Here is a 26,999-nt window from a genome sequence, read left to right as displayed (position 1 = left end):
TTATTTCAGGAGGAGGAGTTAAATGTTTTTAGCATTAAATGAAATTATGCATTCAAAGTTACGTTATGCGTTAGTTGCAGGGGTGATGTTTTTGATCGCCTACCTGGTATTTTTTTTGACTGGGTTAGCTTATGGCTTAGCTCAAGATAATCGAACAGCAGTCGACAAGTGGGAGGCAGATTCGATTGTGCTTTCGAAAGATGCAAATTCAAATCTAGGGATGTCCATGATTACTAAGAAGATAGCAGAAGAAGTCGAAGGTGGGAAAGTGGCGTATCTTGCCCAGACACCTGGAGTCGTGACTAGTAAAGACAGTACAGAAGAAGGAAAAATCAATGTTAGCTTCTTCGGTATCGATAAAAATCAATTCATCATGCCCAATCTTGTTGAAGGAAAAGCTTTTGATAACGATGATGAGGCAGTAGGCGATATTAGTTTGAAAGAAGAATATGGTCTAGCCGTAGGAGATACAGTTAAGTTATCTGGTAGTGACAAGACGTTTAAACTAACTGGCTTTACGGATCATGCCAAATTCAATGTCTCACCAGTTCTCTATACAACCATCAATGCTTACCAAGAGATCCGCTTCGAAAAAGAAGATACAAGTGAAAATGCACGGATTAACGCAATAGTTGTCAGAGGTAAAATCAGTAATTTACCTGAAGATTTAGAACAGATCAAAATTTCTAAATTCATCAATGAATTACCTGGATATAATGCGCAAGTATTGACTTTTGGATTTATGATCGGATTTTTGATCGTTATTGCGGCTATTGTGATCGGGATTTTCATTTATGTACTGACGATGCAAAAGATTAATATCTTTGGTGTAATGAAAGCACAAGGGATCACAGGAGGATTTATTGCGCGTTCTGTAGTGGCACAAACATTCATTTTATCATTTGTTGGTATTCTTCTTGGTCTATTAGGAACAGTGGGAACATCCCTTGTTCTACCTGATGCGGTTCCATTCCAAAGCAATTGGCTGTTTTTTGGCGTCATTAGCTTGTTGATGCTGGTAGTAGCTGTGTTAGGCGCACTATTTTCTGTTCGGACAATCGTAAAAATCGATCCGTTGAAGGCAATTGGATAAGAAGGAGGAAGAGCATGAAAGCAATAGAATTTAAAGAAGTAGAAAAAAGTTTCCAAGATGGCGACCAAGTAGTTAAAGCATTGAAAGAAACAACCATGAGTATCGATAAAGGGGAATTTGTTGCAATCATCGGTCCTTCTGGTTCAGGTAAAAGTACTTTTTTGACTTTGGCAGGCGGATTGCAGACGCCTAGCAGTGGCTCTGTATTTATCAATGATCAAGAATTCAGTAATCAAAAAGAAAGTGAACGCGTTAAACTACGTTTTAAAGAAATTGGCTTTATTTTGCAAGCTTCCAATCTGGTTCCTTTTCTGACAGTAAAAAAGCAGTTATTATTAGTAGATAAGATCAAACATGAACATCGTCAAAAAGAAGCAAAAGAATTATTTGAGCAGCTTGGCGTGGATAAGTTGATCAACAAGTATCCAGAAGAACTATCTGGTGGAGAACGGCAAAGGGTCGCAATCGCTCGTGCATTGTACAATGATCCGTCCATTATTCTAGCAGATGAACCAACTGCTAGTTTGGATTCAGAAAAGGCACGAGAAGTAGTCGATATCTTGGCAAAAGAATCAAAAGACAAAAATAAAGCAACGATCATGGTTACTCACGATACACGGCTGATTGACAAATGCGATAGAATATTTATGATGGAAGATGGTGTATTGAAAGAAAAAGAATAACCAAAAAGCAGGTGGAAAAATGGTCCATCGATACAACAAAGATACACAGCAAAAAATTTTGAAAGAAGCGACTGACTTGTTTATGTCCAAGGGATATCTCGGCACTTCAACAAGAGAGATCGCACAAAAAGTTGGGATCACCCAACCCAATCTCTATCATTATTTCGGTGATAAAGAAAAACTATATACGGCAGTTTTAGAAAACCACTTAAAAGATGTTGGAAAAGCTTTGAGAGAAATCGTTCAAACAAGCGAAACGGGATTTCAAGTAACCTTGACAAAAATGGCGCAGTTTTTGATTGAGACACATCTGGTCGATTTGTTTCTGATGCTTCACGATCTTGAAAGCAATCTTTCAAAGGAAACAAGAGATCATCTTTTCTTTCTATGGAAGAAAAATTATCGTGAACCTTTTGAAGAAATCTTTTCAGCAAACCAATCTGTGCTAAGAAATGGGATTTCAAAAGAAATCGCAGCAAGGCATTTTTTCTTAGTGTTAGCACCTTACATCACTCGGTCGAAAAGACCTGTGGAAGAACCGCTAAATGTGGCGCAATTGATCGATTTATATTTGAATGGTGTATTAGGAGAAGCGTAAAGCTGTTATATAGGGAGAAAAATAGTTAGGTGAAGAAGCAAGATATGACGAAGATCGTTATATCTTGTTTTTTTTATATAGGTAGTTTTTCATAAATACAAATTTGTTATTCTCTCATGATTATCAGGGTATATTTTTATTTATTATGTCGGTGTTCCAGGAAGTGTTTTAATTTAATAACGAAGAAATTAATTGTTTGTAGAATGAAGGAAACTATTTATTGGGTAGATGAATCACCACGAATAGTCAAAAGGAGATTTCAGGATATGCCAAAAATGAAAAAAATCATTTTAGCAGTAATGTTATTTTCTACGGTTATATCTTTTACAGTCCCTTTTTTGCGTACTTAAGCTGATTTTAAGTTTTGACCCTTAGTCTGGATCTACGAGGTGAGAGTCAAGAATGAAAAAAATAATTGGAGCTTTTGTATTTGCAATCATTATCATTATTATCTGTTTTCAAATAGATGTTTTTGGTCAAAAAAAGATAGTTGAACAAACGGTCAGCAGTACGAACAGTACGGTTACAAAGACAAAGGAATCATTTGATGATACAGAACAAGAGACATTAATCAAAATCGGAAAAAATGACCGTACACTATATACAGATGACTCGCTAACTACCCCACTTGCAACTATAAACGGCGGAGAGCTGGCGGAGTTTCTTTCTGAAACAAAAAATGCTTATCAGATCAAGACAAATGATGGCTATACTGGATATTTAGCCCTCGAAGATGGAACCAAAGTCACAAAGAATATACAAACAAAACCGGAAGAGCTATCTGATGCAGTGATTGTATTAGATCCTGGGCATGGCGGAAATGATACTGGGGCATTAAGCAATGATGAACAAACAGAAGAAAAAGATATAACATTAAGTACAGCCATAAAAGTAAAAAAGGCGCTAGAGGATGCTGGAGCAACGGTTTATTTGACCCATACTACAGATGAATTAGTACAGCTTGGAGATATATGCGACTACAGTGAAGAAAAAAAGGCAGATGTCTTTATCAGCTTACATGCAGACTCTACGGAATATGCGAATGAAGCAACTGGGATCACGACATATTATTACTATGGACAAGAGGAAACATTAGCACAAACAATCGCTGATTCCTTCACTGATCTGCCTCTGGATTCAAGAGGAATCTCCACTGGGAACTATCAAGTTCTTCGAGAAAATCTTCAACCTTCTATTTTAATCGAGATGGGTTATATGAATAATGATGGTGATTTAGAGGAATTAGTAACAGACAGTTATCAGCAGCAGATCGCTGCAAGTTTGACACAAGCATTGACCACCTATTTTCAGCAATAAATAAAGAAAGAGGTTGTGACAGAAGTGGTCAGCTTCAAGAAATAAGAAGGAATTTACGAAAATTGCTTCTCAAATTTTTGTGAAATTTCGGCTTATTTTTCGAAGAAGCTACTTCTGGAACACCGTTTAAGAAAGAGGTCGTGAGCCTGCCGTTCAGCTCCGAGTCACAAGGAGCAATTTCAAAAAACAGCTTCTCATGTTTGATGAATATTGTGACTTGTGACCGAGGAGTTGGCAGGAGAACACCGTTTAAGGAAGAGGTTGTGAAATCAGCGTTCTGATCTGAGTATTAGAGAAACAAACGGAAAAATAGCTCCTCATATTTTGCCGTTTGTTGAGCTAATATCGAGGGTCAGCTAATTGAACACCGTTTATTCGGAATAAGGGACTGTGACACGACTTATGTCACAGTTTTTTTATTTTTTTATTAGCTTCAACGCTTTTTCTGTATTGGCAAAGTGAAGTTTGGCATATTTTTCAAGCATAGGCATGCCGCCTTTTTCTAATAGTTTTGCCGCTATTTGATCAGATTTCGTTCCAGCTCCTGAGGGAAGGGTGATTCCAGCTTCAGCTGATGCTTTGTCTAACTCTTCTAAAAAGCTGGCACGACTGATGATAGAAGCAGCAGCAACAGCTAAATGATATTGTTCTCCTTTAGTAACGAAGTACAGTTTTTCTTGCAAGTGATTTTTTTCTAAACGCGCATATTTTTTAAAATTTGCTTCTGGCGTAAACTGATCAATCAAAATCGCTTCTGGTTTTTCTGGTGCGATCTTTTTTAGCAGCAAATGGATTGCTTGATTATGCAAAGCGACTTTCATCCGAACAGCATTGTATTTTGGCTGGATCTCATTGTATTTTTCTGGGGGCAAGACAAGTAGTTTGTAAGGGATAGTTTCTTTTAAGACATCAGCAAGTTGGATGATTTGGCTATCTTTTAACTCTTTTGAATCTCGAACACCAAGTTTACGTAATTCTGCAAGCTGATCACGTTTCACATAAGCAGCACATACTGTTAGTGGACCGAAATAGCTGCCATTTCCGACTTCATCGCTACCTAAAACGGATAATTGACTGATATTTTTTGGCAAAGAAGAGACCGTTCTTGCTGGTTTGGCCTGCTTATCCTGTGCCTGTCCCCAGCGCTGAGCTTCCGTTTCTGCGTTTGCCCCTTGGAACATCACTTTTCCTGATGTGTAAGCAGTGATGGTCGTCCCGTCTTTTTTAGCAGCAAAGATAGTATAAGGAATCTGTTTATTTAACAAATAAGAGCGATAGTGTGCTTTCATTTGACTAAGTTGGTCGTTCGTTGCTTTGATAATGACGTTGCTCATAAAATTCTCCTCGTTTTTATACATAAATCTATACCGCAACTCCTGACTTTTCGTTTTCTAAGAGGTTGCGAGACATAGCATTTTTTTAAAGTTTATCATATAATAGTTAAGTATGTGAAAAATATTTGTGGAGAACGGTGAAAGAACCAACTTCATGGTACACTAAATAAAACTTTCATCAAATAGGAGGAAATGATTCGTATGGCGCACGAAAAAACACGCTACAAAGCAGTGATTGCCAACCAAACATATACTATTATCGGACGGGAAACCAAGCATCATATGGATATCGTAACGAAGCTGATCAATGAGCAGTTAGCAGAATTGAAACAATTATCACCACAAATGGATAATGAACAAGCAGCGATCTTGATGGCTGTCAATGCGCTTTCGGATCAATTGAAGAAACAAGAAAGAATCTTGGAGCTAGAAGAAGAAACAGCAGAATTAAAGAAAAAAATGATCAAATTTACAGAGCTTGAAAATCGCGTAAAACGCATGGAAGCAATCGAGAATGAAGCTCGAGAAGTACTGAAAGAAAATGGTCAAGCAGATTATACTATTAAAAATCATGTGGAAGCACAGCAGATTTTAAATGAAAAACGAAAAGGACAAATCAAACAAAAATCTTCTAATTAAGATCCTTTTATCAAAATAAGAAAAATTTAAAAAAGTTAGAAGAGAAAGGAACGTAGCATGCTGAGTTTGCTGATTTTATTTTTATTGCTAATTGCGTTTTTTTCTGGAGCACGTCGCGGGTTTGCTTTACAAGTCATATTCGCAATCGGATATGTGTTGTCATTTATTGCTGCCCAGCATTTTTACAAACCATTAGCAAGTCATTTGGAATTATACATTCCATACCCAGCTGTCACCCCGACATCAAAGTTAGCATTTTTTGATCAAGTATTTGCCTTTCACCTAGATGAAGCTTTTTATGCAGGAACGGCTTTTCTGATCATTTTGCTGATTGGCTGGCTGATCACCCGATTTGTGGGGGTCTTTGTCCATGGATTGACATATGTGCCGATCTTGAGACAGGTAGACTGGATTGCAGGAGGTATCCTGTCACTAATCATGGCTTACGTTACTATATTTTTGATTTTGCAGTTACTTGCCTTTGTTCCATTAGATGTGGTCCAAAATCAATTCGGCGAGCATAGTTTCGCTCGTTTTATCGTTGAGAGAACGCCCTTTCTTACCAACAAGATGTATGAGCTTTGGGTAACGAATATTTTGAATTAAGGAAAATAGGGCTAGAAAATATTTTTTTAGAAAAACTTTTACAAGAATGTTTTGTTTTTTGTACACAGTAGTTTATTTAAGAAGGCTGCGCAACGTATGTCCGGCACAGCCCTCTTTTCATAGTGAAAGATAAGGTGATAAAATGAATAACCGAATCCTTGAAACATTGGAATTTGAAAAAGTCAAACAGATGGTCAAACAATTTGTAGTGACTGCACAAGGAAAAGAAGAACTGGCAGAATTGGTACCAGTGAGCGAGAAACAAACGATCACAGAATGGCTTCAAGAAACTGAGGATGGGTTGAAAGTACAACGTCTGCGAGGCGGGATTCCTATACCAAAACTTGAAAATATCCGCCCTCATATGAAACGGATCGAAATCGGGGCAGATTTGAATGGAGTGGAGCTTGCACAAGTTTCCAGAGTGTTATCTACGACAAGTGAATTGCATCGGTTCATTGATGATCTTTCTGACAGTGAAATTGAATTTGCGCGTTTGTATATGTGGGCAGATCAGCTAGTCACGATTCCTGTTTTAAGTCGCCGTTTAAAGGAAGCAATCGATGAAGACGGACGCGTGACCGACGATGCTTCTCCTGAGCTAAAAATCATAAGACAGAACATTCGTCGCAGTGAACAAGCTGTTCGTGAACAGTTAGACGGAATCGTCCGCGGGAAGAACGCAAAATATTTGAGCGATGCAATCATCACCATGCGAAATGACCGCTACGTTATCCCAGTCAAACAAGAATACCGCGGTGTATTTGGCGGTGTAGTCCACGATCAAAGTGCTTCAGGACAGACTTTATTTATTGAACCAAAACAAGTGGTGGATTTGAATAATCGTTTGCGTCAATATCAAATCGCTGAACGAAATGAGATTCAACGTATTTTAAGTGAACTTTCTGCAGAACTTGTTCCACATCGTCAAGAAATCATCCACAATGCTTATGTGATTGGTAAAATGGATCTGATGAATGCAAAAGCACGATTTGGTAAAGAACTAAAAGCCATCGTGCCGGGAATCAGTGAAGACAATCATGTCGTCTTGAAACAAGCAAGACATCCGCTGATCGATCAGGAAAAAGTAGTTCCTAATGACATCGCAATTGGAAAAGACTATCAAGCCATCGTCATTACAGGACCTAATACAGGTGGGAAAACGATCACGTTGAAGACTTTAGGTCTGTTACAGCTGATGGGGCAAGCAGGGTTGCCGATTCCTGCAGGAGAAGAAAGCCAAATCGGTATTTTTGAAGAAGTATTTGCGGATATAGGAGACGAACAGTCGATTGAGCAAAGTCTATCGACCTTTTCTTCTCATATGACGAACACTGTAGATATTTTATCAAAAGTCAATGAAAAAAGTCTGGTACTATTTGACGAGCTTGGTGCAGGAACAGATCCGCAAGAAGGTGCTGCTCTAGCAATCGCGATCTTAGATGATCTTGGTAAAAAGTCTGCTTATGTGATGGCAACAACACACTATCCTGAATTGAAAGTTTATGGATACAATCGGGCAAATACGATTAATGCTAGTATGGAGTTCGATGTGGATACACTAAGTCCAACGTATCGTTTACTGATCGGTGTGCCTGGTCGGAGCAATGCGTTTGAAATCTCCAGCCGATTAGGTCTTGATACAGATGTTATTAATGAAGCAAAGCAGTTGATGAATGATGAGAGCCAAGATTTAAATGAAATGATCACAGATTTAGAGAATCGCCGGAAAATGGCAGAGACCGAATATCTGAAAATGCGTCATTTTGTTTCTGAGGCACAAGAACTTCATCATGATTTGAAAGAAGCTTACAGCTATTTCTTTGAAGAACGTGAAAAAGAAATAGAGAAAGCAAAGAAAAAAGCAAATGAAGTCGTGTCAGAGGCGGAAAAAAAAGCAGAAAAAATCATTGCTGATATTCGTAAAATGCAACAGCAGATCGGGCAAGGAAATGTGAAAGAGCATCAGTTGATCGATGCAAAGACCCAATTAGCAAATCTACATCAAGAAGAAACATTGAAGAAAAATAAAGTATTGAAGAAGGCGAAAGAACAAAAAACATTAAAACCGGGAGACGAAGTGTTGGTTACGACTTACGGCCAAAGAGGGACGCTTTTACGTAAAAACGGGAATCAGTGGCAAGTAGAAATCGGTATACTAAAAATGAATGTGTCCGAAGACGAACTGACGCCTGTTGCTCCTCAAAAAGAGCCGACACAACGAGTTGTCCATGCTGTACGCTCTGAATCTAGCAGTCATGTGCCGAATCAATTGGACCTTCGAGGAAAACGATATGAGGAAGCGCTAAGTGAAGTAGATCAGTATTTGGATTCTGCCATCCTAGCAGGTTATCCTCAAGTGACTATTGTCCACGGAAAGGGGACAGGCGCACTTCGCAAGGGAATTACTGATTATCTTAAAAACCATCGGAGCGTCAAAAGCTTTGAGTTTGCACCGGCAAATCAAGGCGGAAATGGTGCAACAATTGTTAAATTTAAGTAAAACTTACTAAAGGTAAGCAGATGGTTCGCTATCCAAGGATAGAAATGCTATACTGGTCATAGATTTTAAAAATGGAGGTCTTTAATATGTCACAAGTAATTACAGATAAGACATTTAATGAAGAAACAGACAAAGGACTTGTATTAATTGATTTTTGGGCAACTTGGTGTGGCCCATGTCGTATGCAGGCACCGATTTTGGATCAATTGGAACAAGAATATGATGAAGAAGAATTCAGAATTGCTAAAATGGATGTGGATGAAAATCCAGAAACTCCTCAACAATTCGGAATCATGAGTATTCCAACATTAATGTTGAAAAAAGATGGTCAAGTAGTAGAAAAAGCTGTTGGTGTTCATTCAAAAGAACAACTACGTCAAATGATCGATCAATATTTATAAAAGCTTAAAGCAAAAATAAGCTGAGGATGGGACTGAATTCAGTTCCGTCCTCGGTTTTTTTGCGGTTGAGTTAAGGTTATTCAAATTAACATTTTTTGAGTATAATTACGTTGTCAGGCTGGATTGTTTTTTTGACAGACATGCTATAATAACTTTAATTGAATATGAAGGGGAGTACCAGATGAACGAACGAATCAAAAACAAACTAGCTTTACTTCCTGATCAGCCCGGCTGTTACTTGATGAAAGATAAAAATGGAACGATCATTTATGTCGGAAAAGCCAAAATATTGAAAAATCGCGTCCGCTCATATTTTACTGGCAGCCATAATACGAAAACGGAACGGCTTGTTAGTGAAATTGAAGACTTTGAATACATCGTTACAGAATCGAATATAGAAGCTTTGCTCTTAGAAATCAATCTGATAAAGAAAAATGATCCTAAATACAATATTATGTTAAAGGATGATAAAACCTATCCTTTCCTTAAGATAACGAATGAAAAATATCCCCGTTTGGTGATTACTCGCAAAGTACTAAAAGACAAAGCACTGTATTTTGGACCATATCCAGATGTCGGTGCGGCGAATGAGACAAAGAAGATTCTCGACCGATTATTTCCTCTGAGAAAATGCAAACCTAGTCAGACGAAGGAGCCTTGTCTTTACTATCATTTGGGGCAATGTCTGTGTCCTTATTATTTCGACGTAGATCCGAAAGTCTATACGAAAATCGTTGATGAAGTGAAAAACTTTTTAAACGGAGGACACGAAAAAATCGAGTCAGAGATCCATCAGAAAATGGAAAAAGCTGCTGAAAACATGGAATTTGAAAAAGCTGCAGAATACCGAGACCAGATCCGTGCTATCGAAACAATCATGACTCGCCAAAAAATGACAAATACTGATTTACTGGATCGAGATGTATTTGGTTATGCGATTGATAAAGGCTGGATGTGTGTCCAAGTGTTTTTTGTAAGACAAGGAAAGTTAATTGAACGAGATGTTTCAATGTTTCCTTTCTATAACGAAGCAGAAGAAGATTTTTTGACTTATATTGGTCAGTTTTATCAGGAAAATGAACATTTCATTCCTAAAGAAGTCTTGATTCCTGATACGATCGACAAGCCAAGTGTAGAAGCTTTGTTGGATACGAAAGTTCTACAACCGAAACGAGGCGAAAAGAAAAAATTAGTGGAATTGGCGAATAAGAATGCCTCAGTTGCTTTGAATGAACGATTTGATCTGATTGCTAGAAAGCAGGAACGGACGATCGGAGCAGTGGAACGTTTAGGAAACGCAATGAATATCCCGACCCCAATACGCATTGAATCATTTGATAACTCTAATATCATGGGGACGAATCCTGTGGCTGCGATGGTCGTATTCATTGATGGAAAACCAGCAAAAAAAGAATATCGGAAATATAAAATAAAAACAGTCAACGGACCGGATGATTATGCATCGATGAGAGAAGTCATCTATCGCAGATATTCACGAGTGATTCGTGAAGGGTTGCCTTTACCTGATTTGATCTTGATTGATGGAGGAAAAGGACAAGTCGATGTAGCAAAAGATGTCTTAGAAAATCAATTAGGAATCGATATTCCTATTGCTGGTATGGCAAAAAACGATAAACATAAAACAAATGAGTTGCTATTCGGTACAGATTTGGCTGTAGTACCACTTGAACGAAATTCACCTGAGTTTTTCCTGCTCCAGCGGGTCCAAGATGAAGTCCATCGATTCGCAATCACTTTCCATCGGCAGCTGCGTAGTAAAAACAGTTTTGCTTCCCGATTAGACGAAATTGAAGGGCTAGGACCGAAACGAAAAAAAATGTTGCTTAAAGAGTTCAAATCATTGAAAAATATCACAGCAGCTACGATAGAAGAATTACAAGAAATCGGACTACCGAAAAATGTCGCACAAAACGTATTTGATAAATTACATCAGGAATGAGAAAAGGGCACTTTACAAAGAAAGTAAAGTGTCCTATCATTTTAATTACAACAACAAGAGAGTATACGTTTTGTTGGTAAATAATAAATCGCTTACATCTGGTGTCTTAGGATATATGGATTTATTGAAGAAGGAGTGAAGAAATGTTAGAAGTCAAGAATCTTGTTAAAACTTTTGGGAACTACACAGCTGTCGATCATGTCTCTTTCCAAATCCCAGACGGAAAAATCATGGGGCTGATTGGTCAAAACGGTGCTGGGAAGACAACGACTTTTCGTTTGATCTTGGATTTTTTGACACAAGACCAGGGAGAAGTGTTATGGAATGGTCATCATCTTGGGGAGAAAGATTATGATATCATCGGCTATCTTCCAGAAGAACGAGGACTTTATCCAAAAGTAACGATTCAAGACCAACTGCTTTATTTTGCAGAACTTAGAGGGAAATCAAGAAAAGAAATTGAACCAAAAATCGATTTTTGGATGGAAAAATTTCAGGTAAAAGGGAAAAAGACGGATAAAGTAAAATCTTTGTCTAAAGGAAATCAGCAAAAAGTCCAGCTTATCGCCACATTGATCCATGAACCTAAATTGATCATTTTGGATGAACCATTTAGCGGGTTAGATCCGGTAAACGCGGAATTACTGAAAGATGGAATATTGGAATTGAAAAAACACGGTTCATGTGTCATTTTTTCTAGCCATAATATGGATAATGTAGAAAAAATCTGTGATCATTTGATCATGCTGCGAAACGGAAAAATGGTTTTGAATGGAAAAGTCCATGAGATCCGTGAATCATTTGGCCGTACGAAGTTATTCTTGGAATCTGGGTTAAGTCAACAGGAAGTAGAAGAAATCGAAGGCGTGAAAAAAGTGATCCTTCGTGAGGATAATACGTTAGAGATCACATTAGAAGATCCTGAAGCTGGGAAAGAAATCTTTACTCGTGCGACTCAGTTCGGCTACATTCCTATGTTTAACCAGCAACCGCCAACTTTGGAAGAGATTTTCAAATTGAAAGCAGGTGAAATCGATGCGTAAGTTTTGGATTATTACCAAAGATGTCTATTTAAAAAATGTTAAGTCGATTTCTTTCTTGATCATGATATTAGTCCCTTTTATCATGCTGGGTATCATTTATGTAGCAGGAAACTTTGCTCAACAAAATAGTGATGTCAATAAAATCGGCGTATTGGCTGATAATGAGCAAATCAGTCAGCAAATGAGCCAAGTCAAAACAGATGATTTTGAGTTCAAAGCAGTTGATTCTGAAGAAAAAGCACAAAAAGAGCTTTCGGAAGAAAAAATCGATGCGTATTTAGTAGTCTCAACTGAGAATGATAAGATAAATGGGATGCTTTATAGCGAAAATTCATTAGGACAAAGTACACAACTACTGATACAACAACAACTGACTGGCTTGCAATCGATGCTTCGAGCAAGTCAATTAGGCATTTCACCAGAAGAAGTAGCTAGCTTGAGCCAACAAGCAAGTTTGACTCGACAAAAAGTCAATTTTGATTCAAAAGGAAAAATGACAGTTGGAGAAGATAACTCGACAGTCCAATATGTCGTAAGTTATGTAGCAACGATTGTCTTGTTCATTATTATTTTGACGTATGCGCAGATCATTGCACAAGAGATCGCTTCTGAAAAAGGCACGCGGATCATGGAAGTGATCCTGTCCAGTACGACTGCACAAAAGCATTTTTACGGAAAACTAACAGGTGTTTTACTTGTTGCATTAACGCAAATGGCATTATACGGTATTATTTTTGGTATAGGATACAGTCAATTCAAAGATATGGAAATGGTCAAAAATATATTAGACGGTATCTCATTGGATAACTTGATTGGACCATTCTTGTGGTATTCTCTTCTATTTATGATCTTTGGCATTTTGATTTTTTCTGTTTTGGCAGCTTTATGTGGCTCTTTGGTCAACAAAGCAGAAGATACAGCAAAAGCAATCTTGCCAGTGACTTATTTATCTTTAGGCGGATACATGCTTGGGTTGATATTAGGTGCGTCAGATCCAAATAATATCGTTATTCGGATCACTTCGTATATTCCATTTTTATCTTCCTATATTATGCCGGTTCGCTTGGCAAATGAGACAGTCGGTATGGGTGGAGCATTGATTTCCTTGTTGGTACTTGTAGCCGTGACATTCTTATTGATGATCTTGTCTGCAAACATGTACAAATCGAATGTACTCGTGTATAGCGAAGGCGGATTATGGAGTTCATTGAAACAATCGATTTCAATTATGAGAAATGAACGAAAAAAAGCATAAAATATAGAAAAATATAGAAGGAAGCTGGACATTTATTGTTCCCAGCTTCTTTTTTGTATAGACCTATTTCTATTTTTTTATTATATTGGATATATATTCATTGAAAATAGCGCATAACAACTTTATAATGTTGAGTATACCAATTTTTGGAGGCGTTTTAATGGACCGCTATTTAGATTTACTTTCAGAGAAGTTCCCTACAACGGAAGATGTCATCACGGAAATCATCAATCTCGAAGCAATTTTGCAGCTTCCAAAAGGAACAGAGTTATTTTTGAGCGATATACATGGCGAATTTCCTGCTTTTGATCATATTCTGCGTATCGGTTCAGGAAATCTTAAAGAAAAGATCAAAGACCTTTTCTCTGAACAAATGACGGAAACGGAGATCAGCCAATTCACTATTTTTACGGCTTATCCAGAATATGTATTGACGACTGATTGGTACAAAAAACAAGATAAATCCCAGCTGATCCATCGTTTGATTGATCTTTTACGGTTTACGACAGTCAAATACACTCGATCAAAAGTTCGAAAAGGATTGCCGAAAGAATATAGCTATATCATTGAGGAACTCTTGTATATCGATGATCGTATCAACGGGAAAAAAGACTATGTAAAAAAAATCATTGAACAACTTGTCTTAATGAAGGAAGAAGAAAAATTTTTAACAAAACTTGCGCAGACGATCCAAAAATCTGTCATCGATCATTTGCATATCGTGGGTGATATTTTTGATCGGGGAACTCAAGCAGCCAAAGTAATGGATCGAATCATGGATTTTTCCTCTGTAGATATCCAGTGGGGGAATCATGATATTTTGTGGATTGGTGCGTATTGCGGCTCTGAGGCATGTTTATTGACGCTTTTACGGATTGCTGCACGCTACAACTATTTATTTGAATTAGAGAAAGAATATGGAATAAATTTACGTCCATTATTTTCTTTTGCCCATCAAACCTACCAGAAGAATCCTGTATTTACCCCTAAAAACAGGGAAAATCTATCTGAAAGAGAGCAAGAAGAATTAGAAAAGATCCATCAAGCGCTTTCTATCCTCCAATTCAAATCAGAACATCAGTTGTTGGATCGACGACCTGAATTTAAAATGGACGATCGTAAATTGCTGGAAAAAATCAACTATGAAGAATCAACAATCGATTTAGAAGGTCAGCTCTATGAGTTGAAAGGGACTTGTTTTCAAACGATCCAGCCAGATGATCCCAAAAAATTCTTGGAAGAGGAACAAAAAGTGATCGATAGTTTGATGTATTCATTCCAGCACTCGTTAAGAATGCAAAAACACATGACGTTTTTGATAGAAAAAGGGGGAATGTATCTCACGAACAATCAACATGTACTGTTTCATGGCTGTATACCTGTAGATGAAAAGGGGCAGCTCTTAGCATTTGAATTAGACCAATCTTATCGCGGAAAAGAACTACTGGGATTTTTTGAAAAACAGATAACTGAAAGCGCAAAAGATTTGACTGCAAAAGAAGATTTGGCGACCGATTTGATTTGGTATGCGTGGAGCGGGCCATTTTCGCCTTTATTCGGCAAGAGTAAAATGGCCACTTTTGAGCGCTATTTTCTCACAGAGCCTCATACGCACGTCGAAAAAAGCAATACCTATTATCACTTGCGAGATGAAGAGTGGTTCAGTGAAAAAATTTTGGCAGAATTCGATGCAAAAGAAGAAGGTTCAGCAATCATCAATGGGCACACGCCAGTAAAAGTAAAAAAAGGAGAGTCACCGATCAAAGCAAACGGAAAAGCATTTGTTATTGACGGAGGTCTATCCAAAGCTTATCAAAAAAAAACCGGGATTGCTGGCTACTCATTACTATGCAATTCTTACGGTTTCCAAATCGTGACACATTATCCGTTCTTGCCTATTGAACAACAATTTGCAAAAAAATCTGATCAAACGAATGTAAAAAAAGTGATCGAGCAGCAGCTCCCACGCAAACTTAATCGGGATACGACAAAAGGAATGGAATTACAGCAACAGATTACTCAGCTCCAAAGGCTGTTGGATTATCGAAAGGACGATTGAGAAAAATGCTAGCCAACATTGCTCAATAGACTAAAAAAGGACTGCAACAAAAGGCGTATCGCAGTCTCCTTCGGAATTAGCTCAAAAAACGGAAAAATATGAGGAGCTATTTTTCCGTTTATTTCTCTAATACTCAGGTCAGGGCGCTGATTTCACGACCTCTGGGTAAACGGTGTTCAAAAGCCAGTTTCTCGGTATTAAGCCAAATTTATGTAAAAATGTGGAAAGCCATTTTCACAAAATTTTTCTTCATACTCGAAACTAAGCGACTTTTTCACGACCTCTTCCTTAAACGGTGTTCAAAAGCTTGCATCTGCGGTAATAAGTCCAACCAATTTAAAAACATAAGGAGCTGTTTTTACTTGGCTATTCTTATTACATTAAGCCAAATTTATGTAAAAATGTTGAAAGCCATTTTCACAAAATTTTTCTTAATACTCGAAACTAAACAGCTTTTTCACAACTTCCTCAGAAAAACGATTAAAATTCATTCACAAAGAAATCGAATAAACGCTGTTCAGATGAATTTACACGATGAGAAAGTTCCGGATGCCATTGGACACCAAGGATTTTGTGCATATTATCTTTACTTTGGACTGCTTCAATGAGTCCATCGTTGGAAAAGGCGATGGCTTTTAACAAAGGAGAAAGATCTTTGACTGCCTGATGATGATAGGAATTCACAAAGTATGAATCAGGGAGAAGGTCACTTAATAAACTGTCCGAAACGATTTTGACTTCGTGAGTTGCAAACTGCGGGGCAGTGGGCTGTTGTTCGTGTTTTACAGACCATTTTGGATATAATGAAAGATCTTGATAAAGTGTTCCCTCCAACACGACATTCAATAGTTGAAGTCCTCGGCAGACTGCAAAAATCGGTTTTCTTTGTTTCAATGCTTCCAAGATCAATGCCTGTTCGAATTGGTCTCGTTGAATATTTGTTTCCGTCAGTTTGGGATGAGGGTCTTCCATGTAAAGTTGCGGACTAACATCCTGACCGCCTGCAAGAATGAGTTTGTCGATTTTCTCAATTAGTTGAGGCGCTGAATCTGGATACATGACTGGCAGAATAAGAGGTAATCCTTGAGCATCTAAAACTGCATCCACAAATCCCTGCGGTGTATAGCTTACTTGATTTCCTTGGAAAGTATCTGTCGCTCGAATCAGTTGATTCCCGGCAATGCCGATGATTGGTTTCATTTTTATTCCCCCTAAAGTAGACTAATTGTAACAAGGATTTAAAAAAATTTAAACTATGTAAGACTTGCCCCTATACTTATCTGTTCTTGCTGTGTTACTATCTGTAAAGAGAATTTTCGTGTGAAATTCATGACGATAGTTGAAAATATTGCTTAATTTGTTATAATAAAAAGTAAGCAGAAATAAAAAGGTTGGGCGTAAGCTTCAAGGATCTAGTTCTTCAAGGGGTGAGAAGGACATTTTATTGAAGGGGCCTGCCTATACTAAGTTATCTTTAGAGGTACATACTTTCAATGAAAAAAGAAAGCATGTACCTCTTTTTTAAATCGAAAGGAAGTGAAGCAAGTGTTAGAAGCTTTGGAACAAATCCGAAAAGCAGAAGAAGAAAATGAGAAGCGTGCTCGAACCCTACGGCAGCAGTTGAAGACCTATGCAGAAGAAAAAGAGCAAGAATTGGAGATAATCCAAACGAACAGTCGGCAACAGCTGAAACAGTTGGTAGAAGAAAAAGAACAATTCGAAAAGCAAGAATTAGAAAAAGAAAAAATGAAATTGAAAGCAGAAGCAGACAAGGTGCAAGCAACTTTGAAAGACCAATATCAAAAGCATCAGAGTCAAGCAATCGGTGCAATCATTGAAAGGGTGAAAGAAACTTATGGCCGTCACTAAGATGGAAAAAGTGACCCTCATTTCAGATAAAAGAAATCAGGAGAGGATTTTACAAGCAGTACAAGGAATCCAAAATGTTGAAATCCGGGATCTGTATCAAAATAGAACAAACAACCAGTGGGTAGAAAAATATTTTCCAGATACCACGATTATTGATAAAGAAGCAAAATTAAGCGCTTTAGGCAATCGGCTGAAAGACATCCAAGAAGCTATCCAATTCATACAACACCACGGCGATAGCCGTCAAAAGAAACTCCATTTGAAACGTCAAGAACTTTCCTTACAAGACTTGGAAGCAAATTATTCCGAAGAAAATTTCATGAATAAATTAGAAGAAGTCCTTGATTTAAAAGAAAAGTGGGAACAGCTAACTGAAAAACGTGATCGTTTAGAAGGAGAGGAAGAATGGCTTCTTCATTGGCAACAGCTGGATATTGCTCCAAGTATGTATGCAAGTAAGACGACCATTTTTGAGATGGGGACTGTGAGTGCAGCAAATTTTGAAAGTTTCAAGGAAGAACTAAGTAAGCTTGATGACGTTTATATGGAAGAAATAGATTATACGCCAAAACAAGTTTATCTTTCGTATGTTGCTTTAAAAAAATCAGCTGCTGCTATAGAAGAAATTGCTGGGAAATACGGGTTCAATAAAGAAACGTATCCTTATGAACAAAATCCTAAAGAAAAACTGCAAGAAACCAAACAGCAATTGTCCGTTGTTCACGAGCACCAAAAGAAGATAACGACAGCGTTAGGTCAGTGCAGCGGCTATATCCAAGAATTTGAATGGGTAGAAGAAGTCACACTTGCCGTTGCAGAACGAGAAAAAGTAAAAGAACGGTTTATCCATGCGACTTATCTGATCGTTTTGCAAGGTTGGGTAGATGCAGAAGAAAAACAGAATTTGATGCATGTGTTAACCGAAACTGTATCAGAAGAAGATATATATATTAGTTTCGAAACACCAAACTCAGAAGAGATTCAGCAGGAAGTCCCTACTAAATTGAAAAACCATCCGCTTATCGAACCTTTTGAATTGCTGACTGAAATGTACAGTCTGCCAAAATATGAAGAAGTAGATCCAACGCCTTGGATGACACCATTTTATCTTGTCTTCTTCGGGATGATGGTCGCAGATGTTGGTTACGGATTGCTGATGCTCATTGGGACAATACTAGCTCAAAAACTACTTGTTTTACCACGTGGGATGAAACGTTTCGTAAAATTCTTTGAGATTCTCTCGGTACCATCGATCATCTGGGGATTGATCTACAGTTCATTTTTCGGACAGGCATTACCAAAAGAACTATTTGGCATCCGCTTGCCTTTCCCAATCCTATCTACAACGGATGACGTCAATACGATTTTGATTTTATCCGTGATTTTCGGTCTGATACAGATCTTGGTTGGATTATTTGTGGCAGCAAAGGAAAATATCAGGAGAAAAGATTACTTGAGTGCTGTCAGTGATGGATTTGCCTGGCAAGGGATCCTGATTGGGATCGTTATTGCATTGATTGGTGCCATGTTGATAAAAAATACAGCATTTGTTTATCTTGGCGCGGGGCTATCGATCATTGCTGCTTTATGTATCTTAATCGTGCCGATTATCCAATCGCCGTCTAAAGTCAAGGGTGCTGCCAAAGGAGCGTATAATCTTTACGGATTGACGGGTTATATCGGTGATTTAGTCAGTTATACACGTTTGATGGCATTAGGTATTTCAGGCGGAAGTATTGGCGCGGCATTCAATATGCTGGTTACTTTCATGCCGCCAGCCGCTCGATTCAGTGTAGGGATCCTTTTGATCATCGCTTTACACGCACTGAATATGTTTTTGACACTGTTGAGTGCCTATGTCCATGGTGCACGATTGCAGTATGTCGAATTTTTTGGAAAATTTTATACAGGAGGCGGACGTGCCTTTGACCCGCTGAAAACGGCGGAAAAATACGTCAACATCAATCATAAGAAAAAAAACAATAAATAATTGGAGGATTTTTATACAATGATGGATTACTTAATTAGTCAAAATGGTGGAATGGTATTTGCAGTATTAGCGATGGCAACAGCGACGATTTTTTCAGGGATCGGTTCAGCTAAAGGTGTTGGAATGACAGGTGAGGCAGCAGCAGCGTTAACAACAAGTCAACCCGAAAAATTCGGACAGGCTCTGATTCTGCAATTGCTTCCAGGTACGCAAGGGTTGTATGGATTCGTTATCGCCTTTTTGATTTTTATCAACTTAGGAAATGATATGTCAGTTGTACAAGGTTTGAACTTTTTAGGCGCTTCTCTGCCGATTGCTTTTACAGGCTTGTTTTCAGGTATTGCCCAAGGGAAAGTTGCAGCAGCAGGTATCCAAATTTTAGCGAAAAAACCTGAACATGCTACAAAAGGAATCATTTTTGCTGCGATGGTTGAAACATATGCGATTTTAGGTTTCGTTATTTCCTTCCTATTAGTATTGAATGCCTAAGCATAAAGGAGGAAAAGCAGATGAACGCCATTGAAAAAATCATCTCTCAGATGAATGAAGCAGCAGAGCAAGAAAGAGCGGCGTTAGAGCAAGAAGAGCGAATGAAGATCGATCAAAACTTTGAACAAAAACGTACGCAAATCGAAACAGAACATCAAAAACAAAAAGAAAAACAAATCGAATTACTTGAAAAAAAATACCGTCAGCTTAGGAATCGCCAACAAGTAGAAGTACGACAAGAAAATTTGAACGCGAAGCAGGAATTTTTACGACGATTGTTTGCAGATGCAATAGCTGAAATGGAGAATTGGGATGAATCTGAACAAATCCAGTTTATCAAAAATTCATTGTATTCATTACCTTTGACAGGCAAAGTAACATTCATTGCTGGAGAAAAATCAGCAGCTTATCTTTCTCAGACATTGCTGGATGAATGGAACAATGAACTTCCCTTTACGATGGTTTTAAGCGATGAATCTGTTGCTGGTCAAGCTGGTTTTCTGATAAACGATCAAGGAGTTCAGTATAACTTTCTTTTCAGCAGCCTTGTACAAGATATCCAAGGAACGATGAGTTTTGAGATTGCCAATCAATTATTCGAATAAGGAGGGATCAGTGTATGGAATACCACGAACTAAATCCCTTGATTCGCGGAAGAGAGCTTGAACTTTTGTCCAATGAGACATTTGAACGGATGATTCAAACCAATTCTGTCGAAGCACTTGGTGAGATATTGAAATCCACGATTTACAGTCCATATATCTATGACGGGTATGAATATGACTTTGAACAGAATCTTTTAAAGGAGCAGAGCCGTCTATTTCGCTGGTTAAAGGAATCAGCACCGGAGCCTGAAATCGTTTGGATCTATACGATGCGTTATACTTTCCATAATCTGAAGGTTTTGACAAAAGCCGAGATGACAAATCAAAATCTGGACCATTTGTATATCGACGATGGGTTTTATTCATTAGAAACCTTGAAGGATGCCATTCATACGCAAGTTTCAAATGAACTCCCTGAAAGTATTATGGATAGTATACGAGAAGTCCGCGATTATTTTGAAGAGTCTACCATTCTTCAGGGAATCGATGTGATCTATGATCGGCAGTTTTTGACAGAGCAGCGACGGCTTGCCGATAAGCTAGGATATCAAGAATTGCTGAAAGAAGTCATTGCTTTTATTGACTTGACCAATATCACAACGATGGCTCGAGGAATATTGCAGAAAAGAACATATGGGTTCATGACGACGGTGCTTTCCAGTTCGGGAAGTATCGAAAAAGAAGTATTTTTGAACTTTGTAGATAAAGATATGGAAGCTTACACGAACTTTCTATTAGAGACAGATTATGCTGAGTTTCTGCGTCCTGTCATCCGTGAGGGAAATCTTGATCTCGTAAAGCTTGAACAGTTGAAAGATGATTATCTAAGTTCATTGTATCAAGAAGCACAAACCCAGGCTTTCGGACCACTGCCACTACTAGCCTTTTTGAACGCAAAAGAGGTAGAAAGTAAAAACCTTCGTTTACTGGTTATCGGCAAAAGAAGCCATTTTGAACCAGAAACAATCAGAAAGCGGGTGAGACAAGTCTATGACGTATAAGATCGGTGTAGTTGGCGACAAAGATTCTGTTTTGCCATTCAAATTGTTTGGCTTTGATGTTCGTTATGGTACAACCAAGCAGACCGTTCGTCAGGCAATTGAAGAAATGGCAAAGAATGAGTATGGCGTGATTTATGTCACGGAGCAATGTGCAGCACTGAGCCCAGAAACGATCGAACGTTACAAAGAACAAATGATACCTGCTATCGTATTGATTCCCAACCATCAAGGATCATTAGGGATTGGGCTGGAAGAAATTCAAAAAAACGTAGAAAAAGCAGTAGGTCAAAATATCTTATAGTATGAAAAGGAGATAGAAATTTTGCAAATTGGAAAAATCATAAAAGTCTCCGGACCTCTTGTAATGGCTGAGAACATGTCTGATGCCAGTATCCAGGACATGTGTTTAGTGGGAGATCTAGGAGTTATCGGAGAAATTATCGAGATGCGTGGCGATGTGGCGTCTATTCAAGTATATGAAGAGACCTCAGGAATTGGTCCAGGCGAACCGGTTCGTTCTACTGGTGAAGCTTTATCTGTTGAATTAGGACCAGGGATCATTTCACAAATGTTTGACGGAATCCAACGGCCATTAGATACCTTTATGGAAATCACACAAAGTAATTTCTTAGGACGGGGAGTCCAATTGCCTGCATTGGATCATGAGAAAAAATGGTGGTTCGAACCCACATTAGAAGCCGGAGAAACGGTTAGTGCTGGCGATGTGATTGGAATCGTAGAAGAAACAAAAGTTATCAAACACAAAATCATGGTGCCAAATGGGATAAAAGGTACGATCAAAACAATCGAAAAAGGATCGTTCACTATTGATGAAACCGTATGTGTCGTTGAAACTGAAAATGGTGACAAAAACTTGACGATGCTCCAAAAATGGCCAGTCAGACGTAGTCGGCCAATCAAAGAAAAATTAAACCCTGATGCACCGATGATCACCGGACAGCGAGTGATCGATACGTTCTTCCCAGTGACAAAGGGGGGAGCAGCAGCTGTTCCTGGTCCATTTGGTGCAGGAAAAACAGTCGTTCAGCATCAAATCGCAAAATGGGCCGATGTGGACATGGTCGTTTATGTGGGATGCGGTGAACGTGGAAATGAGATGACGGATGTTTTAAATGAATTTCCTGAATTGATTGACCCTAATACAGGAGAATCATTGATGGAACGTACGGTATTGATTGCCAATACATCTAACATGCCGGTAGCGGCTCGAGAAGCTTCTATCTATACGGGAATCACGATTGCGGAATATTTCCGTGACATGGGTTATGACGTTGCTATCATGGCTGACTCCACTTCACGATGGGCAGAAGCACTTCGTGAGATGAGCGGACGTTTGGAAGAAATGCCTGGTGATGAAGGTTATCCAGCTTATCTTGGTTCCCGTCTTGCGGAATACTATGAACGATCTGGAAGAGTCATTGCTTTAGGATCAGAAGGTCGCGAAGGAAGTATAACCGCAATCAGTGCTGTATCGCCTTCTGGAGGGGATATTTCGGAACCAGTCACACAAAATACATTGCGGGTCGTAAAAGTATTCTGGGGACTTGATTCGACTTTAGCCCAAAAAAGACATTTTCCTTCAATCGATTGGATCCAAAGTTATTCTCTTTATTCAACAGAAGTAGGGAAGTACATGGATCATATCCTTCAAGCTGACTGGGCATCCATGGTCACTGAGGGCATGCGTATTTTGCAGGAAGAACAGCAGCTGAATGAAATCGTGCGTTTGGTAGGGATTGATTCCCTTTCAGATAATGACCGTCTGACATTAGAAGTGGCAAAATCCATTCGTGAAGATTATTTGCAGCAAAATGCTTTTGATGATGTTGATACATTCACTTCAAGAGAGAAACAATTCAAAATGTTGAAGATGATCTTGACCTTTGGTGAAGAAGGACGCCGTGCGTTGTCGTTAGGTGCTTATTTAAGTGAGATCATGGACGGTACCGTGTCGATTCGTGAAAGGATCGGACGAAGCAAATATATCCCGGAAACAGAATTAGAAAAACTAGATCAAATTATCGGTGAAATCAAACAAACGATGCAAACAATCGTTTCAGAAGGAGGCATGAGCAATGATTAAAGAATATCGTACGATCGGTGAAGTCGTCGGTCCATTGATGGCGGTTGAAAAAGTTGCTGGTGTCAAATATGAAGAATTAATCGAAGTCCGTATGCAAAATGGCGAGATTCGTCGTGGACAAGTATTGGAAGTCCAAGAAGATAAAGCAATGGTCCAAATATTTGAAGGAACAAGTGGGATCAATTTACGTGACTCTTCTGTACGATTTTTAGGACATCCTTTAGAACTAGGTGTATCGGAAGACATGATCGGTCGAGTATTCGATGGCTTGGGACGTCCAAAAGATAATGGACCAGAAATCCTGCCTGAAAAGTATTTGGATATTAACGGAGAAGTAATCAATCCAGTAGCTCGGGATTACCCAGATGAGTTTATCCAAACAGGTATCTCTGCAATCGATCATTTGAACACATTAGTTCGTGGACAAAAATTACCAGTATTTTCTGGTTCTGGTCTTCCTCACAAAGAATTAGCTGCTCAGATTGCGCGACAAGCAACGGTACTTGATTCATCAGATGATTTCGCCGTAGTCTTTGCTGCTATTGGAATCACTTTTGAAGAAGCAGAATTTTTCATGGAAGATTTTCGACAAACTGGTGCAATCGACCGTTCTGTCATGTTCATGAATTTAGCAAACGACCCTGCAATCGAACGTATTGCTACTCCTCGTATGGCTTTGACTGCTGCAGAATATCTTGCTTATGAAAAAGGAATGCATGTATTGGTTATCATGACAGACATGACCAACTATGCAGAGGCATTGCGAGAGATTTCTGCAGCACGGCGAGAAGTTCCAGGAAGAAGAGGCTATCCTGGGTATCTTTACACGAACTTAGCTACTTTGTTCGAACGAGCAGGAAGGATCCGCGGACTAAAAGGATCAGTTACTCAAATTCCGATTTTAACAATGCCAGAAGACGATAAGACACATCCGATCCCTGACTTGACCGGTTATATTACAGAAGGCCAGATCATCTTGACTAGAGAGCTTTATAAGAGTGGGATACAACCACCAATTGATGTACTTCCGTCTCTTTCGCGGTTAAAAGATAAAGGAACTGGACCCGGAAAGACAAGAGAAGACCATGCGGCTACGATGAATCAGCTTTTTGCAGCCTATGCACAAGGAAAACAGGCAAAAGAATTAGCCGTAGTTTTAGGAGAATCTGCTTTATCTGATGTAGACAAGATCTATGCGAAGTTTGCTGAGCGGTTTGAAAAAGAATATGTCAATCAAGGATTCTACACGAACCGTTCGATTACTGAAACACTTGATCTAGGGTGGGAACTGCTATCGATGTTGCCAAGAACCGAATTAAAACGAATCAAAGACGACATGCTGGACAAATATCTGCCAGAAGGGAAGTGAGTTCTGATGGCACGATTGAATGTGAATCCGACCCGCATGGAATTGACCCGATTGAAAAAACAGTTGACAACTGCCACAAGAGGGCATAAATTATTAAAAGATAAGCAAGATGAACTGATGCGTCAATTCATTCTGTTGATTCGAAAGAACAACCAACTGCGTCAAGAAATGGAAGAGTCCATGACAGAAGCAATGTCTGATTTTGTATTGGCAAATGCTTCAATCACGGAACCTTTCATCGAAGAATTGTTTGCTTTGCCGGCGGAAAACGTTGATTTATCTATCGTAGACAAAAATATCATGAGTGTAAAAGTACCTGTGATGAATTTTGAATATGATGAACAGCTGACAGACACCCCTTTGGAATACGGGTATTTGAATTCCAGTGCCGAACTGGATCGGTCAATCGATCGGTTTACTACCTTGCTTCCAAAACTTTTGGAACTGACAGAAATCGAAAAAACTTGTCAGCTAATGGCAAGTGAGATCGAAAAGACACGTCGGCGAGTCAATGCATTAGAATATATGACGATCCCTCAATTAGAAGAAACAATCTATTATATTCGTATGAAGCTAGAAGAAAACGAGCGCGCAGAAGTAACAAGGTTGATCAAAGTAAAAAATATGGGTACCACTGACTAAGTGGTATCCTTTTTTAAAAGAGGAAAACGATGATTAAACAAAACAAACAAATAAAGAAACGCTTGCCGGCCGTTCAGCTTCTCGCATTAGGATTTTTTCTCCTGATTTTAGTTGGCGGTGGTCTACTTACCCTGCCATTTTTTAGTAATAGTGGGCATGGGACAAATTTTATCGATGCGCTTTTCACTGCAACTTCTGCCGTCTGCGTGACGGGATTGACGACATTGAATACAGCAGAACATTGGAACAGTGCTGGTCAGTTTTTGATCATGCTTTTGATTGAGATTGGCGGTCTTGGTTTTATGATGGTTCCGATTCTATGCTTTGCATTGATAAAGAAAAAAGTCAGTCTCAGCACACGTATCATATTAAAAGAAGCGCTAAATCTAGAAGAAGTATCAGGTGTGATGAAGCTCATGCTTTACATCCTGAAATTGGCCTTTGTGATCCAATTGATTGGTACGATTGCTTTATCTTTTGTATTCGTGCCTGAATTTGGCTGGTTGAAAGGGATCTGGTACAGTTTGTTCCACGCAATCTCTAGTTTTTGTAATGCAGGGTTTGATTTGTTAGGAGACAGTTTAGCCAATCACCAGCAAAATGTTTATTTGATCATGGTGGTATCTGCTTTGATTATTTCTGGCGGATTAGGCTTTATCGTTTGGCGTGACTTATTAGAATATCATCAGAAAAAGAAGATGACGATTCATTCAAAAATCGCATTAACCGTTACAGGTACCCTTTTATTAGGCGGTTTCGTTGTGTTCTTTTTCACAGAACACAATGGGGCAACATTAGTGGAAGGGAATATGTTTCAACGATTGGCAAATACTTTTTTTATGAGTGTAACACCTAGAACGGCTGGATATTATTCAGTTGATTATCTCCATATGAGTCATGCCGGTCTGATCTTAACGATGTTTTTGATGTACATTGGCGGAACATCTGGGTCGACTGCCGGCGGATTGAAAACAACTACGTTAGGTGTGTTGCTGATCCAGATGCGTTCGATGTTGAAAGGACGTACGAGAGCGGAAGCATTTGGCCGTACAATCCGTCAAGGCGCAGTGTTGCGAGCACTCACGTTGTTTTTTATCACGTTGACACTGTGTGTAGTCGCCATCATGATTTTATCAGTGACTGAAACGATACCTAAAACTTCTGGCATCGAATATATTGCTTTTGAGGTCTTCTCTGCATTTGGAACAGTAGGACTTACGATGGGATTGACGCCAGACTTGACTGCAATAGGGAAATTGATTATTATAGCGCTTATGTACATTGGACGAGTTGGGGTATTGACTGTGGTCTTCTCTCTGATGACAAAAGCACAAAGAACTCAATCAAAATACAAATATCCAGAAGAAAGTGTCATGATTGGATAATTTCATCTTCTGACAGAAATCTAGTGATCTAGCAAAATAAGAAAATAAAATATA

At 38.8% G+C, this 26,999-nt stretch carries 24 protein-coding genes and 1 other annotated feature; of the genes, 22 read left to right on the top strand and 2 right to left on the bottom strand.

Features of this window, described 5'->3' with window-relative positions:
• Positions 1 to 22 precede the first annotated feature (22 nt).
• The 4 genes from KFO35_RS02825 (at position 23) to KFO35_RS02810 (ending at position 3,691) form a co-directional block, all read left to right on the top strand.
• Positions 23 to 1,093 carry an ABC transporter permease gene (locus KFO35_RS02825; protein ID WP_002296464.1) on the top strand — a complete coding sequence of 357 codons (1,071 nt, stop codon included), beginning with the start codon at positions 23 to 25 and terminating at the stop codon, positions 1,091 to 1,093.
• A gap of 14 nt (positions 1,094 to 1,107) precedes the next feature.
• Entirely contained in the window at positions 1,108 to 1,776 is a 669-nt protein-coding gene (locus tag KFO35_RS02820) for an ABC transporter ATP-binding protein (RefSeq protein ID WP_002296462.1), read from the top strand.
• A gap of 19 nt (positions 1,777 to 1,795) precedes the next feature.
• Complete coding sequence (locus KFO35_RS02815) at positions 1,796 to 2,374, top strand: TetR/AcrR family transcriptional regulator (RefSeq protein WP_002295080.1); 579 nt, start codon at positions 1,796 to 1,798, stop codon at positions 2,372 to 2,374.
• Between the two features lie 402 nt (positions 2,375 to 2,776).
• Positions 2,777 to 3,691 (top strand): N-acetylmuramoyl-L-alanine amidase family protein, encoded by a 915-nt coding sequence (locus KFO35_RS02810; RefSeq protein WP_070704517.1) that lies wholly within the window; start codon positions 2,777 to 2,779, stop codon positions 3,689 to 3,691.
• Between the two features lie 416 nt (positions 3,692 to 4,107).
• Here the strand turns inward: KFO35_RS02810 and rnhC are convergent, their stop codons facing one another.
• Positions 4,108 to 5,025, bottom strand: a complete 918-nt coding sequence (gene rnhC / locus KFO35_RS02805) for a ribonuclease HIII (protein ID WP_002329499.1) — start codon at positions 5,023 to 5,025, stop codon at positions 4,108 to 4,110.
• Positions 5,026 to 5,226: 201 nt separating this feature from the next.
• Here rnhC and zapA point away from each other — a divergent pair, with 201 nt between their 5' ends.
• From zapA to KFO35_RS02765, 8 genes are all read left to right on the top strand, one after another.
• Positions 5,227 to 5,664, top strand: coding sequence for a cell division protein ZapA (zapA, locus tag KFO35_RS02800; RefSeq protein ID WP_002290800.1), 438 nt, complete (start codon positions 5,227 to 5,229; stop codon positions 5,662 to 5,664).
• Between the two features lie 57 nt (positions 5,665 to 5,721).
• On the top strand, positions 5,722 to 6,270 hold the full coding sequence (locus KFO35_RS02795) for a CvpA family protein (protein WP_002333754.1): 549 nt from the start codon (positions 5,722 to 5,724) through the stop codon (positions 6,268 to 6,270).
• A gap of 142 nt (positions 6,271 to 6,412) precedes the next feature.
• Complete coding sequence (locus KFO35_RS02790) at positions 6,413 to 8,773, top strand: endonuclease MutS2 (RefSeq protein ID WP_070703816.1); 2,361 nt, start codon at positions 6,413 to 6,415, stop codon at positions 8,771 to 8,773.
• Between the two features lie 86 nt (positions 8,774 to 8,859).
• A complete protein-coding gene (gene trxA, locus KFO35_RS02785) occupies positions 8,860 to 9,174 on the top strand; it encodes a thioredoxin (RefSeq protein ID WP_002290803.1) in 315 nt (104 codons plus the stop codon).
• Positions 9,175 to 9,355: 181 nt separating this feature from the next.
• A complete protein-coding gene (uvrC, locus tag KFO35_RS02780) occupies positions 9,356 to 11,134 on the top strand; it encodes an excinuclease ABC subunit UvrC (RefSeq protein WP_002290804.1) in 1,779 nt (592 codons plus the stop codon).
• Positions 11,135 to 11,277: 143 nt separating this feature from the next.
• On the top strand, positions 11,278 to 12,177 hold the full coding sequence (locus KFO35_RS02775; RefSeq protein ID WP_002290805.1) for an ABC transporter ATP-binding protein: 900 nt from the start codon (positions 11,278 to 11,280) through the stop codon (positions 12,175 to 12,177).
• A complete protein-coding gene (locus KFO35_RS02770; protein ID WP_002296456.1) occupies positions 12,170 to 13,432 on the top strand; it encodes an ABC transporter permease in 1,263 nt (420 codons plus the stop codon). Before KFO35_RS02775 ends, KFO35_RS02770 begins: the two co-directional genes overlap by 8 nt.
• A 160-nt stretch (positions 13,433 to 13,592) precedes the next feature.
• Entirely contained in the window at positions 13,593 to 15,491 is a 1,899-nt protein-coding gene (locus tag KFO35_RS02765) for a fructose-bisphosphatase class III (RefSeq protein WP_070872194.1), read from the top strand.
• 480 nt (positions 15,492 to 15,971) lie between these two features.
• Here the strand turns inward: KFO35_RS02765 and KFO35_RS02760 are convergent, their stop codons facing one another.
• Complete coding sequence (locus KFO35_RS02760; RefSeq protein ID WP_002314650.1) at positions 15,972 to 16,691, bottom strand: gamma-glutamyl-gamma-aminobutyrate hydrolase family protein; 720 nt, start codon at positions 16,689 to 16,691, stop codon at positions 15,972 to 15,974.
• Positions 16,692 to 16,880: 189 nt separating this feature from the next.
• Positions 16,881 to 16,928, top strand: a sequence feature (sodium ion sensor (DUF1646 type); this cis-regulatory element may regulate processes involved in with the transportation of sodium ions).
• A gap of 99 nt (positions 16,929 to 17,027) precedes the next feature.
• On the opposite strand from KFO35_RS02760, the gene KFO35_RS02755 reads away from it, so the two are divergent.
• From KFO35_RS02755 to KFO35_RS02710, 10 genes are read left to right on the top strand one after another with little or no spacing between them, the layout of a single operon-like run.
• Positions 17,028 to 17,360: a hypothetical protein gene (locus KFO35_RS02755; protein ID WP_002320976.1), complete on the top strand. Its 333-nt coding sequence runs from the start codon at positions 17,028 to 17,030 to the stop codon at positions 17,358 to 17,360.
• The gene (locus tag KFO35_RS02750; protein ID WP_070873139.1) at positions 17,347 to 19,350 is read left to right on the top strand and encodes a V-type ATP synthase subunit I; all 2,004 of its coding nucleotides are present in this window, start codon (positions 17,347 to 17,349) and stop codon (positions 19,348 to 19,350) included. The genes KFO35_RS02755 and KFO35_RS02750 overlap by 14 nt, the downstream gene beginning before the upstream one ends.
• An 18-nt stretch (positions 19,351 to 19,368) precedes the next feature.
• Entirely contained in the window at positions 19,369 to 19,839 is a 471-nt protein-coding gene (locus KFO35_RS02745; RefSeq protein ID WP_002292848.1) for a V-type ATP synthase subunit K, read from the top strand.
• Between the two features lie 20 nt (positions 19,840 to 19,859).
• The gene (locus KFO35_RS02740) at positions 19,860 to 20,444 is read left to right on the top strand and encodes a V-type ATP synthase subunit E (RefSeq protein ID WP_002308528.1); all 585 of its coding nucleotides are present in this window, start codon (positions 19,860 to 19,862) and stop codon (positions 20,442 to 20,444) included.
• 14 nt (positions 20,445 to 20,458) lie between these two features.
• Positions 20,459 to 21,445 carry a V-type ATPase subunit gene (locus KFO35_RS02735; RefSeq protein WP_070704768.1) on the top strand — a complete coding sequence of 329 codons (987 nt, stop codon included), beginning with the start codon at positions 20,459 to 20,461 and terminating at the stop codon, positions 21,443 to 21,445.
• A complete protein-coding gene (locus KFO35_RS02730; protein ID WP_070704765.1) occupies positions 21,435 to 21,746 on the top strand; it encodes a V-type ATP synthase subunit F in 312 nt (103 codons plus the stop codon). Before KFO35_RS02735 ends, KFO35_RS02730 begins: the two co-directional genes overlap by 11 nt.
• A gap of 21 nt (positions 21,747 to 21,767) precedes the next feature.
• Positions 21,768 to 23,549 (top strand): V-type ATP synthase subunit A, encoded by a 1,782-nt coding sequence (locus tag KFO35_RS02725; protein ID WP_002292843.1) that lies wholly within the window; start codon positions 21,768 to 21,770, stop codon positions 23,547 to 23,549.
• Complete coding sequence (locus tag KFO35_RS02720) at positions 23,542 to 24,918, top strand: V-type ATP synthase subunit B (protein WP_002313473.1); 1,377 nt, start codon at positions 23,542 to 23,544, stop codon at positions 24,916 to 24,918. Before KFO35_RS02725 ends, KFO35_RS02720 begins: the two co-directional genes overlap by 8 nt.
• Positions 24,919 to 24,924: 6 nt before the next feature.
• Positions 24,925 to 25,560, top strand: coding sequence for a V-type ATP synthase subunit D (locus KFO35_RS02715; protein ID WP_002292841.1), 636 nt, complete (start codon positions 24,925 to 24,927; stop codon positions 25,558 to 25,560).
• 29 nt (positions 25,561 to 25,589) lie between these two features.
• Positions 25,590 to 26,945: a TrkH family potassium uptake protein gene (locus KFO35_RS02710; protein ID WP_002334872.1), complete on the top strand. Its 1,356-nt coding sequence runs from the start codon at positions 25,590 to 25,592 to the stop codon at positions 26,943 to 26,945.
• Positions 26,946 to 26,999 lie beyond the last annotated feature (54 nt).

Source organism: Enterococcus lactis (genome assembly GCF_015751045.1).
Classification (GTDB): domain Bacteria; phylum Bacillota; class Bacilli; order Lactobacillales; family Enterococcaceae; genus Enterococcus_B; species Enterococcus_B lactis.
This window is presented reverse-complemented; position numbering and strand designations above follow the sequence as displayed.